The 11,177-nt window shown below is 65.2% G+C and carries 10 protein-coding genes and 1 tRNA gene; 5 read left to right on the top strand and 6 right to left on the bottom strand.

What is annotated here, in order from left to right:
* The first annotated feature begins 93 nt into the window (after positions 1–93).
* Positions 94–696, top strand: coding sequence for a hypothetical protein (locus ACGFZ2_RS07735; RefSeq protein ID WP_393451131.1), 603 nt, complete (start codon positions 94–96; stop codon positions 694–696).
* A 755-nt stretch (positions 697–1,451) separates the two neighbouring features.
* Here ACGFZ2_RS07735 and ACGFZ2_RS07740 read toward each other — a convergent pair.
* Entirely contained in the window at positions 1,452–2,741 is a 1,290-nt protein-coding gene (locus tag ACGFZ2_RS07740) for a PIN-like domain-containing protein (RefSeq protein ID WP_393451133.1), read from the bottom strand.
* A gap of 847 nt (positions 2,742–3,588) precedes the next feature.
* Here ACGFZ2_RS07740 and ACGFZ2_RS07745 point away from each other — a divergent pair.
* The 3 genes from ACGFZ2_RS07745 to ACGFZ2_RS07755 all read left to right on the top strand — a co-directional run bounded on the left by ACGFZ2_RS07745 (position 3,589) and on the right by ACGFZ2_RS07755 (position 6,416).
* The gene (locus ACGFZ2_RS07745; RefSeq protein ID WP_393451136.1) at positions 3,589–4,416 is read left to right on the top strand and encodes a hypothetical protein; all 828 of its coding nucleotides are present in this window, start codon (positions 3,589–3,591) and stop codon (positions 4,414–4,416) included.
* A gap of 164 nt (positions 4,417–4,580) precedes the next feature.
* On the top strand, positions 4,581–5,375 hold the full coding sequence (locus ACGFZ2_RS07750) for a hypothetical protein (protein WP_393451139.1): 795 nt from the start codon (positions 4,581–4,583) through the stop codon (positions 5,373–5,375).
* Between the two features lie 564 nt (positions 5,376–5,939).
* On the top strand, positions 5,940–6,416 hold the full coding sequence (locus ACGFZ2_RS07755; RefSeq protein ID WP_393451142.1) for a hypothetical protein: 477 nt from the start codon (positions 5,940–5,942) through the stop codon (positions 6,414–6,416).
* Between the two features lie 295 nt (positions 6,417–6,711).
* On the opposite strand, the gene ACGFZ2_RS07760 is transcribed toward ACGFZ2_RS07755, so the two are convergent.
* The 3 genes from ACGFZ2_RS07760 to ACGFZ2_RS07770 all read right to left on the bottom strand — a co-directional run bounded on the left by ACGFZ2_RS07760 (position 6,712) and on the right by ACGFZ2_RS07770 (position 8,338).
* The gene (locus tag ACGFZ2_RS07760; protein ID WP_393451145.1) at positions 6,712–7,488 is read right to left on the bottom strand and encodes a tyrosine-type recombinase/integrase; all 777 of its coding nucleotides are present in this window, start codon (positions 7,486–7,488) and stop codon (positions 6,712–6,714) included.
* Positions 7,489–7,600: 112 nt separating this feature from the next.
* Positions 7,601–8,197 (bottom strand): hypothetical protein, encoded by a 597-nt coding sequence (locus tag ACGFZ2_RS07765; RefSeq protein WP_393451148.1) that lies wholly within the window; start codon positions 8,195–8,197, stop codon positions 7,601–7,603.
* Positions 8,198–8,265: 68 nt separating this feature from the next.
* Positions 8,266–8,338 (bottom strand) — tRNA-Arg (locus tag ACGFZ2_RS07770).
* Positions 8,339–8,504: 166 nt separating this feature from the next.
* Here ACGFZ2_RS07770 and ACGFZ2_RS07775 point away from each other — a divergent pair.
* A complete protein-coding gene (locus ACGFZ2_RS07775) occupies positions 8,505–9,203 on the top strand; it encodes a hypothetical protein (RefSeq protein ID WP_393451151.1) in 699 nt (232 codons plus the stop codon).
* Positions 9,204–9,221: 18 nt separating this feature from the next.
* Here ACGFZ2_RS07775 and ACGFZ2_RS07780 read toward each other — a convergent pair whose 3' ends face one another.
* Together ACGFZ2_RS07780 and ACGFZ2_RS07785 are read right to left on the bottom strand one after the other, a co-directional pair.
* The gene (locus ACGFZ2_RS07780) at positions 9,222–10,259 is read right to left on the bottom strand and encodes an alpha/beta hydrolase (RefSeq protein ID WP_357455745.1); all 1,038 of its coding nucleotides are present in this window, start codon (positions 10,257–10,259) and stop codon (positions 9,222–9,224) included.
* 95 nt (positions 10,260–10,354) lie between these two features.
* A complete protein-coding gene (locus ACGFZ2_RS07785; protein WP_393260799.1) occupies positions 10,355–10,783 on the bottom strand; it encodes an HPF/RaiA family ribosome-associated protein in 429 nt (142 codons plus the stop codon).
* Positions 10,784–11,177: the final 394 nt, after the last annotated feature.

Genomic DNA, 11,177 nt, shown 5'->3' on the forward strand with positions numbered 1-11,177 from the left:
ACGGCCGGTCGGCGGGCGCAGGCGTCGCACCGTCCCATTTCGACGCCGGTGCTACCTTCACGCCATCGCCGCCTCACCAGCCAGGAGCCGACCGTGAAGAGGTACGTGGGCCTGTTCGGCGTCATCGTGGCGGCGGCGGGCCTCGCCGTCATCGGCACCCTCGGCGGCGCGTACCTGGCCGACCGCACCGCGACCCGGCAGTCCGACCCCACCGCCGCCGTCACCGGCAGCACCGGCCGTCCGTCGACCGGATCCGGGAACGTCGACCCCGGCCGGTCGGCGTCGCCGGGCCCGTCCGCGTCGCCCAGCCAGGCGCAGCCCGCGCCCCGGACGTACCGGCTCGACCGGCCGATCCACGAACAGGCGTCGCTGAACGTCACGCTGGTCAGCGCCGAGACCAGCGGCGGAAAGCTGCGGCTGAACATCAGGTACCGCAACGACTCACGGGTCGCGTGGCCGGTGAGCTGCCCGACCGTCGACGTCGACCTGGTCTCCTCACACCTCACCCTGTCGGACGGTCGGACCGTGCGTCCCGAGAGGACCTGGTGCGCCACGACACGGGCCGGTCAGTCCTTCAGCATCGGGCCGGGCGAGCAGATCGACAGCTGGGCCGTCTACCCGGTGGCCCCGGAGGCCGCATCGTCCTTCGAGCTGACCTGGTACGACTTCCCCACCCTCGACGTCCGGCTCGGGTGACGACCCCGACGGTGCGGCCACGGAGCGTAGTCGTCGCCTGTCCTCCGCGCGAGCCCCACGTCGAGCCTCCCGGGCCGCCCTTCCGCGAGCTGCCCGAGTGCCCCGCCCCGCTTCCGCCGGCCGCCTGGAAGCAGACCATCGCCGAGCCCGACGCGGTGGCCGGGCACCTCGCCCGCGCCGCCGTGGCCACCCCTTTCCACCCGCTCAGGGGCTCCGAGGACGTGGGTCGACGTGAGTGCGCCCGGCAGGATTCGAACCTGCGGCCTTGGGATTAGAAGTGGCATTAAGGTCCTGATCCCTGGTTTCGGCAGTTTCGCTAGCTGCAAAAACTCTTGCTCCGGCCATCTCTACTTTCTCTGGCAGCCTACATTTCGCACCACGAATAGCTCCATGCCGGGCATGGCCAAGAGGCCTCAGTGAAGAGTGTGTAGTGACTCGGCGTAGTTTGGCGTCACAGTCGGCCGGACGTTGTCGGTGGCTTCAAGGCGGCTCCCAGTGGGCATCGGGCGGCATGCGCCACCGCCAGGGGCACGTGCCGGCCGCTGCCGCTTACAACCGTTACGCTAATGTCCGGCGGCTGGTACGAAAGTCAAAGCCGGAGGGCTGTCACAGGCCGACAGGGACCTACCGTCAGCCTGCCAGTGTCTGTATGAGCCGTCACAGCCCGCCTGTCGTTGCCTGCCGCGTAAAGGCCGGCTGCCGACGGGAGCGGTTTGACAGCAGGGGGCGGCTGCCGCAGCCCTTCCTATTGGCTATCAAGAATCATCAGCCTGAGCGCCTAAAGCCCGATTCTTGCCTCTTGCGGAACCTCTTGGCAAGTGAATCTTCTTTACGAGAATCTCAACCTCTCGATTCGCATCCTCGGTAGAGATGACGGTGACTGCCACATCTGCCCACGCGCCATTGATTAGACTGACGCGATACGGTATTTGACGGAGCTCGCCTTCTTGAACTCCCAAGTCTTGAATCATCTGCGTCAGTTGACGGTCCGTCTCGCCTCGGAGTTGCATCTGCAAGTGGTTTAGAGCAGAAAGCAGGGCCTCTTGAGATATGGGGGGGAGGCGTTTAAGGATATCGGATGCCAGCTTTGTGAATCTGATATGCACGGCCAATTGTTCGGGCAGCGACTCCGCCTCGATCAACGTCGAGTCGCTGACGCTTGTCCCAAGGTACGTCCGGGCGTTGACTAGCATGCCGGGAACGTTCAGCAGGTACAGGAAGACCCCCGACTCCTGCATCATTTCGAGCACCAACTCTGGGCGCGGCCCCCGGATTTCGCCCTTATGCTTGTAGACCCAGTCATCTTTCTCTTCGTTGGAAATGAGCAGAACCGGTCGACCGTGCGCCTTTGCCTCATTAAGCAACTGACGCCAAAGGATGTAATCACCGGCCTGTCGATGAGGATCGCCCCCCTTCTCGTCCATGTAGCCGGGTGGAATTCTTTCCCTCTTGCGTCGGGCGGCTTCTTCTGATGCTGCTTTTTGCTCGACGTCGCTGAGTGGAGGGCCCACCCTTTTGCTAAATAGCTCATCGACTATTTGGACGACAGTATCCTTGCCGGCCCTAACTTCATCCCTACTTAAGTCGTACGCACTCGCATCTCGCAGCACCTCTTCAATTGTTGCAGCTAGTTCGTTGACCCTCTCAATGAGTCTGTCGCGTTGGCTTTCTGCAATCTGATACCGTTTTGCGAAGCCCGAGATTCGAGCCGCAACCTGTGATAGTGACTTCGATATCTCGACGTTCTCTTTAGATGCCGCATCTAAGCGATCGTCAACGACGCCCGGGCGATTTCGATGAAACTCAAGGGCTGCCTGGTGAGTTAAAAAGAGCCGCGGTCTCATGGCTCTAAGAACTCCAAGGAATTCTTCACGCGCTTTCGGAGTAAACCGGTAAAGGTCGAGTAGGGCATTTGCGTCTAACGAGACTAGGCCTTCTCGGAATGCTTGCGTTCGTTGCTCGTTGCTTAGAGAATAGTAGCCGGGAAAGAGTTCTCGGGGACTGCTGCCTTCGGCAATCTCTATTCCTTCTGGGTTTCTAGTCAACTGGACTCCCTCCAATTAGTCAATTTTCGCCTCTCCTGCCCATTGTCGCCGCCCTTTGCATGATATAGATCACCTGCGACAGTGCGGCAAGCGGCAAGCGGTTGTCTCGGCCTACATCCGGTAGCAGCGGTTACGGCAAGTGCGTACGTCAGGCGCTCCGCGCGGCGCGGGCCGGGGCGCGGCAACCGGCTCCTGACGGAGCCGCCGCCCCGGCCGCCTACGGCGCCGGGGCGGAAAGTCAGCCGGCCCGCAAACCACGCCCCGCCCCGCGCGTCACCCCTGGGTCCGTGAAGGGACCCGGTGACGAGTCCCGGGACTGACCGGGTCCATGCGACAGCTCTACCTTCCGTCCCTTCGGCCTCGTGGCGCCTCACCGCGGACCGGTCGACGGTCAGTCGGATCGAGTTGCCGAACGGAATCCGTCAGGCCGCTCACGGGTCCGAGGTGGGGAAGGGGTGAAGGTAGGAGAAGGGGCGGAGGTTGGGGGCGGCGTTGGGGTTAGAGCTGCCTCCGGCGGGGGCGCAACGACTCCAGGATGGAGTTGCCGAACGGTTGCGGTCGTGGGTGGTGGAGGTGGGATGCCATCCCGCCAGCCACCGACCCAGGCAAGCCGAGCAGACCAGGGCCAGGGCGACAAGGTCATACGTCCGGTGGGGCGCTCCACCTTGTCGCCCTGGCCCTGGCCTGCTCCACGGTGTGTGGGTCGGCGGCAGACAGGATGACGACAGAACGCGTGGTTGCGGAGCTTCTGTCCGATATAGTGTCTTCGCTTTCGAAGCGAGCTGCCATCGACGCGATTGCAGGCTTGAGTCGGCTAGGCCATAGTGAACGCAGAGGGTGAGACGACGTGGCGGCACAATGGGAGACGCTTCTGGCGAGCGCCGGCGTTGCCGCGAGCACAACCCTATTAATTGAGTTTGCTGCTAAGCCCTGGCTTGAGTTGCGCAAAGACAGGCTCCTCAGAAGGGACAGGTTCAGGGAGGAGACTTTCGCGCAGGCTGTTGCGCTTTACGCACAATTGGAAACGGCTGTGCCGTGGATTAGGGGCGGTACGCGAGAAACGGTGCCCTTGGCGCAGGAAATTGAAGATCGAATCGCCGAAATTCGAGGCCGAGGCTATGACGCCCTGCCTAGAATGAGTAAGCCAGTGCAATTGCTACTTGTGTATGCGCTCGGAGTGACTGCAGGGTACATTCACGTGCACTTAGAGGTATTCCAAGCGGCAGAGCAGCGTGATGTGGAAAAACTCACGAAGCTTATTCCCGACGGTGAGATATTCAGTGAGCTTGGCAAGTCTGAAAAAGAAGCTGTTTTGGATCGCCTGCTTGGTGGTCGCGCGGAACAACTTGCCGCAGGATTTGAGCGACTGCGCCGGAATATGACTATTCCAATGGCATATGCGCAAACCCGGCGCTCGAATTTAATTAGGCGTGGCCTGCTAAGTCGAGACGCGCGTCGCATTCGTGCTGCGGAAAAGCCGCTGCAAGAGCTCCAGAGATGGCGCTACCGTTCTTTGGTCCAACGACTCCTAGGACGATGCCGCTCAGTGCTCCAACGGTCTCTAGCGGCGGATCGGACGGAATCGAGCGCCCCCGTCCAAGCAGGGAGAGCGGCGACAACCGACAGGTCGAGCAGATCAGCGGCAGTAGTCGACGCCGGCCAGCAGGAGCCCTGATCTTCGTAAGGTGTTGGCCGACAAGAGTCTTGATCTTTGCAAGGCGGGGGTGGTGAGCTTGATCGTCGGCCCGACGAGGTGGCCAAGCTGCACGGCGCGCACAGGCGATCGGCGCATCATGCCGTACCCGCGAAGGATTCGATCGCTGAGAGGCTGACTAGACCATGAGTACCGTCAGGCGCAGCTTCCGCAAACGCCATCAGTGGCACGCGTGGTCGGGTGAGATAGCCGATCTTGAGCGCCTGGGGAGAATTGTCGAAGAACTACACTCGACTTGGCTGAAAGAACGTGAATCTGAGGAGGCGCAGAGGAGTGCGGCCACCAAAGAGGCCGGGGCTATAAATGTTGTAGGAAATTCAAACCATGTATTCATAACTTCAGGCGAAAACGAAGTTTACCCTTTTGTGGGATTGATCGCCGAAGACGAGGATGAGGTTGCGGGGCCGATTTCGGAGGTGCTACCCGAGGTTGACCGAAGAAGCGTCGCGGGATTAAAGTTCGTCGCTACGCTTTGGCCGTCAGAGCGGTTTAGTGTGAGTTTCGCTCGCGATGCAAGTGAAGCGGTCGTTGTCGAGGTTTCCTCGCAGAGGACCGGGTGGGCCAAGCAGGCTTATGCCCGTCTCGCGGACGAGGTGGAGAAGGGTGTGCCTCGCTGGGCATCGTTGCGCTCGGACAACTCAAGGTTTGGTCTTGCTGTTTTTGCGGCGGCGGCTGCCGCCACTTTTATTGGTCTCGTATTGCCGAAGTCAAACGGGTGGGATGTGCGCGTTGCGGTCGGAGGTCTCGCATTTATCCTAACGTGGCCCATTTTTTACATGCAACGCCTTCATAAGTGGATCTTCCCCGGCTTTGAATTGCTAGGGGAGGGAAGTCAGTCATCTGGCTCCCGCCGTTTAGTCACGCTGTTCCTGTTGGGTGCGTCGATACCGATCGGCATTCTGGTAAATGCTGTTTCATAAGCGGGGTCTGCGAAAGGTTGCAGGCGCGGACTAGGACACTTCGATGGCTCCGGTGCCTGTATGTTGAAGGCTGCTGGATCCATGGCAGAGGCGCGGACGCTAGCTGGACGCTCGTCAGCAGAGGATCAGCGGGAGCTTCGGCGGCAAGCATCATTGGGCGACATCAGGCGATGGCCGACACCTGCACAACGGCATCAGATGGCATCGGTCGAAGAGAGATGCCAGGCGAGATCGACATTCACACCGAAGAGGTCAGGTGGGGGCTTCCGGTGAGCTAGAGGTGCGCGGCGACGAGTCCTGCACACGGTATTCCCCTCCTAGCTGGGCGTATCATACGCTCCTCCTCCTACGGTGGCGCGGCGAGGAGGACCAGTGACTGGCAATAGGAGAGGGATACCGGCATCAGTAGAGGCCGCCCTTTGGGCGATTAGCAACGGTCGGTGCTATGGCCCGGGTTGCCCTATGCCAGTTATGTTCGAAGTACGTCCAGGCGTGTACCGCAAAAATGTACAGATCGCCCACATCTACGGCGTGCGACCGGGCGCGCCTAGGTACACGTTGGGGATGCCAGACTCGGAACGTGACGCCTTCAAGCACCTCTTGCTGCTCTGCCTTCCCCATCATGCGGAGGTCGATGACAGGAGAACGGGGGAAAGGCTGTATCCGGCGGAGGTCTTGCTTGAGTGGAAACGGAAGCACGAGGGTGACAATAACGCTGAACTGAGCCGTATTGGCCCAGTCGATGAGGATGTATTCATGGACTACGTTGCGGAAATTTTCGAGCCTCCATTAAAACGGTTGGAGTCGATAGTGGACCGGTTGGAACAGACGGGCACCCTTAATGCAAACGCCGTAGTGGAGCTTCGCGGAATCGTGTCTGCCTTAACTGACAATCCAGTGGGCATAGATGCACGATCGGTTCGGATTCTCGCAGATGCCGTAGACAGGATCGGTGGTAGAAGCTTCTCGCGAACGGTGGCTCATTTCTCCGAGGCAGCAGACGCCATGATGAGGGCCGTGCGACGGTTGCCCGAGCGATGATCGGAGCAGGTGAGGATTGAGATGGTGGTTGTACAGCCATTCGTAGAGCCAAGCTGACCGACAGACGCAGTCCGAGGTCGACGGGAGGCGACTGGACGAGCAGGCCAGCGGCAGCTACTGACACCAGCCGACACGAGTCTTGATCTTTGCAAGGCAGGGAGGGCAGGCGTGTGTCGTGTTCTCAAGAACATCCGCTGATGCCACCCGACGATCCCAGACGGGCTGACCAGGGAAGAAGCCGTCTGGCCAGCCATCCGCGATTTCTAATCCCCAAGCCGCTTCCATCGCCGGCAGATCATGCACCCGCGACGGTCGCTCGGCGACCTCGGGCAACGTTTACGAGGCCCTCTGATGTCAGGAGGCCCACGGCGCGGTGAGCGGTGCCGACCGATACGCCATGCGCCCCAGCCAGCTCGGCAACCGTAGGAAGCTGGTCACCGGGCCGCAACGCGCCGGCTTCGATCTGCTCGCGCAGCTCTGCCGCGATTACTCGGTACGGGCTGTTTTCCACCGGACGCTGGGTCGGTACGGCCGGGCGCGGCGGCATCCGAGCAGCGAGCGTCCCAGCGGCCTGCTGGTCCGACTCCGACAGCCATGCGGCGTAGACACTGAGCGTTGTTGTGCCGCCGCCGCCATGACCAAGCCGGCCGGCGACTGTCCGCACGTCAACACCCGCGTTGATTAGCTCAGGCGCCGAGTAGTGGCGCAGCGCGTGGATGTGGCTGTCGATACCGAGCCGGGTGGCGAGTCGGCCGTACCGCTGGGTGATGGTGTCAGGCCGGTAGCCGCGATTGTTGTCCGGCTCGGGGGAGAAGACGTAATCGGCAGGGTCGGAGTCCGCGTCGAGCTGCGCCAGGCGGCCGAGGTACCGCCCATACAGCTCCCGCAGCACTTCGACCGTCTCCGGGTCGAGCGCCACCCGCCGCTGCTGGTGCGTCTTGGTGTCCTTCTCCTGCAACTCGCCGTGCTCGTCCAGGTAGGAGCTACGCCGCAGCGTCAAAACACCGGCGGTCAGGTCGAGATGGTGCCAGCGCAGCGCGCACAGCTCACCGCGTCGGGCGCCCGTCGTCATGGCGAGCCAGACCAGCGCGCCCCAGTCCGGGTCGCGCCACGCCTCGTTGATGATGCGCGCGGCGTTGGCCGGGTTCGGGGGCTGCGGGTCGGGGTGCGGTGGCGCGGGTGGTTCAGCCTGTCCAGCGGGGTTGACGGCGATCCAGCGCCACCGAACCGCCCGGCTGAGGGCACCAGAGAATCCAGTGGATTTGCCGCACCGACGAGGCGCTGAGCGGTTTGCAGACGTGCGGCCGGCACTTCGCGGTGCAGGTGTGCTCGCCTTCCACGTGGTGCTTCACGTACCCCTTACCACCGCACCAGTCACGGCAGCGACGCAGGCTCGCGTAGAACGATTCCAGCGTCTCGGGGTCGATCCGGCCGACCGGCAGCTTGCCCAGCACAGGGCGGACGTGTTTGTTGAGCTTGTTGACGTAGCCCATCCGCGTCGTGGCCTCGATGTCGGCCACCTCAAGCCACCGGTCAAGGAGTTGGTCGAGCGTCGCACGTGTGCGCGGGTTGCGCCGGTCGTCCACCTGGGCCAGCAACCGCGTACGCGCCTTCTCAGCTTCCTTGGCGGCGGTACGGCCGGCGGGGATGGTCTCGGTCAGGTAGTGCCGCTTGCCGCTGATGGGATCTTCGCCCGCGTAGACCTTCACTCTCAGTGAGCCGCTGGGCAGGGTTTCGATCTCGCCGCGTTGCCGCTTCCGGCGTCCGTTCGAAGTCGCCACGCGGCAAACCTATCTCGTTCGCACCACGTGTAGCCCCACGAGGACGGCTCGGCTGAGAGAAAGTCCTGTGCGCCCGGCAGGATTCGAACCTGCGGCCTTGGGATTAGAAGTCCCCTGCTCTATCCGCTGAGCTACGGGCGCGCGGCGTACGTGTCGCGCCAGAAGGGTACCGCCGACCACGGGGTGGCCGGTGGAACGGGTGGTCGCGTCCCACGTCGTCGATCAGGGTCGCACGCACCCCCGGCGGAGGTCACCCGGGTTCCGCCGTCGGCGCGGCCCGGCGGCCGACGGGTCGTACCCTCGGCTGGTGCTGCTTGACCCGGACACCGAGAACGACGTCGCCTACGAGCTGTGCCAGCTCCTCGGCCGCGCGATCCTGCCCATCCGCCGGACCGACGCTGGGCTGGCGGACGGCGGCCGGGACGAGGGCACGGCGTTCTTCTTCACCGGGCAGGGGCGGGAGTACCTGCTGACCGCCGACGCCCTCACCCACGCCCCGGCCGGGGAGATCGGGCTGCGGGCGAGCGTGACCGAGCCGGCCGGGGTGTCGGCGGACGCCGTGGCCCTGCCGGACTACGCCGCGCGGTGGCACCATCGCGGGGATCTCGGCGTCGCCGTCATGCCCACCGGCGGCCTGCACGAGCACGCCGACGGCGAGGGCTGGCGGTGGCGTACCCAGCAGGTGCCGGACGGGATCGCGGCCGACCGGGACGCGATCGCCCGGATCGGCGCGGAGCCGGGCTCGGCCATCGTGCTCGCCCACGGGGCCGGCGCGGACGGCGCCCGGCCGCTGGAGGTGGCGATCGAGCGGGTGGCGCGCGTGGGCGACGCCGTCCGGATCACCGCGGAGCTGCCGCTCGGCTACGTCGGCGCGCCGGTGTTCGGTGTCCAGGCCGGCGACGGTGAGGTGGGCCTGCGGTGCCTCGGACTCGTCCTGCCGGCCCGCGACGGCGGTCACCCGCTGGCCACCTTCGACCGCATCCGCGAGGCCGTCGCCGTCGTGTGAGGGTGCGTCGCCGCCGGGTCAGCCGCCCTGCGCGGGCACGCCCGCCTGGTCGGCCCCGTCTGCGGGCCGCCGGCTCGCCGGTGGCCGCTCCCCGTCGCGGACCGTCGGCCCGGCGTCGAAGAACGCGTCGGCCCAGCGCCCGACCTCCGCGAAGACCTTCTCGCGTACGGCGGGGCCGGAGAGCGTGAGGTCGTGCATGCCGCCGTCGAAGCGTGCCACGGTGACGTGCCGGCCGAGGCGGGGCGCCCAGCGGACCATGTGCTCGACGTCGAGGACGGCGTCGGCGAGCGCGGCCGACTCGTGCCACTTCGTGCCCTTGAACGAGCGGGTCGAGCAGGCGAGCAGCACCGGCACCCGAATGTCCAGCCCGGCGCGGAGCTGCCGCTGGGCGGTGCGGATGGCGTTCAGCCAACCGGCCCGGACGGGAAACCCGGCGAGCGGCTTCCACGCCAGGTCGTAGTTCCACTCGCCGTGGTGGTCGGCGTGGATGGTCTGGCTGTAGACGGTGCCCAGCCCGAACGGCAGGACACGGCGCGGCGCGCGGCGGCCCAGCGGGGCGACGGCGGCGGCGAGCGGCCGGCGTACCGCCCAGGGGGCGTTGATGTCGAAGAAGGGGCTGTTCAGGAAGAGCCCGTCGATGATCCCGGCGTCGCGGCGGGCGTGCGCCCAGAGCGGCATGATCAGGCCGCCGGTGGAGTGGCCCATCGCGAGCAGGGTGTCGTGCCCGTCGTCCTCGCGGATGATCGTCGCGGCGGCGTCCAGCTCCGGGAAGTAGTCGCTGACGTCGCGGCAGAAGTTCGGGGTCTGGTGGGGCAGCAGGCTGCGGCCGTGCTTGCGCAGGTCGACGGCGTAGAAGTCCCACCCCCGCTCGGCGAAGAAGTGGCCGAGGTGGGCCTGGAAGAAGTAGTCGGTGAAGCCGTGCGTGTAGAGCACGGCCCGCCTGGTCGGGCGGTCGGCGCGGCGACGGACCAGGGTGGCCACCACCGGCCCCTCGTCGTCGGTGCCGAGGTCGATCGTCTGCCGCTCGTACGGCGGGCCCAGCACGTCCGGTTCCACGAACGCGACGGTACGCCGGCGAGCTACCGGGCGGTAGCCCCGCCGTGCCCCGGCCCCGTCCGCCCGCACCGCGGACGGGGCCTCGGGCGTACGCCTCAGACCGTCTCCACCTCGGCGCGGGCCGGGTCGGTGTCCGGGTCGATCCCGGTCCCGGTCTCGGCGGCCGGGTGGCCGACGTCCCGCAGGTGCTTGTTGTGCCGCGGCTCCTGCTTGGTCTTCGCGTCGTTGAGCCGCCGCCGCAGGTCGTCCCGGACGTCGTTGAGCGCGGCGTGCAGGTCCTCCTCGGCGGACGTGGTGACGATCTTCTGCCGGCCGGCGATCCAACACTCCAGGGTGACCTTCTGCCCCCTGGCCTCCCGGTTCTTCACCGACAGTTCCAGCTCGGTGGCGTCGGCGTGGAACCCGGCCAGCCGGGCGTCCAGCGTGGCGAACTGCTCCGCGATCCAGTTCCGGTCGCCCTGGGAGAACCCGGCGCCGACCCGCAGGCACTCGGCGACGGTGGCCGGGTTGGCGACGGCGCTCATCGCCGCACCTGGCCGGGAACGAAGGCGGTTGCGGTGGTGGTCATCTGCATGATCGCTGACCCTCTCGTTCGTCGTGCTGTCGGCGGTGCGGTTGATCGAATCCATACCCCGCCGCCTCCCGTCCGGAACGTGACCTCTCCGGCACCCCGATCATCAGCCGGACGTCGTGGGCGCCCCCAGGGCCGCTCGGCCCTAGCACACCGGGACCTTGATCAGGTCTTTGTCCACAGGTGGTCCGGCTGTCCACAGGCCGGCGGGCGACGGTGGCGCCGGTCGTGCCCGACGGCCCAGGCTCGACACCGAGTCGACTCGCGATGGCAAGCCCGATCTCCCCCTGGAGGGACGATGTTCGACACCTACGTCACGATCGTGGCGCATCACGAACGTCATAGAT

The organism is Micromonospora sp. NPDC048063 (genome assembly GCF_043202855.1).
Lineage (GTDB): Bacteria > Actinomycetota > Actinomycetes > Mycobacteriales > Micromonosporaceae > Micromonospora.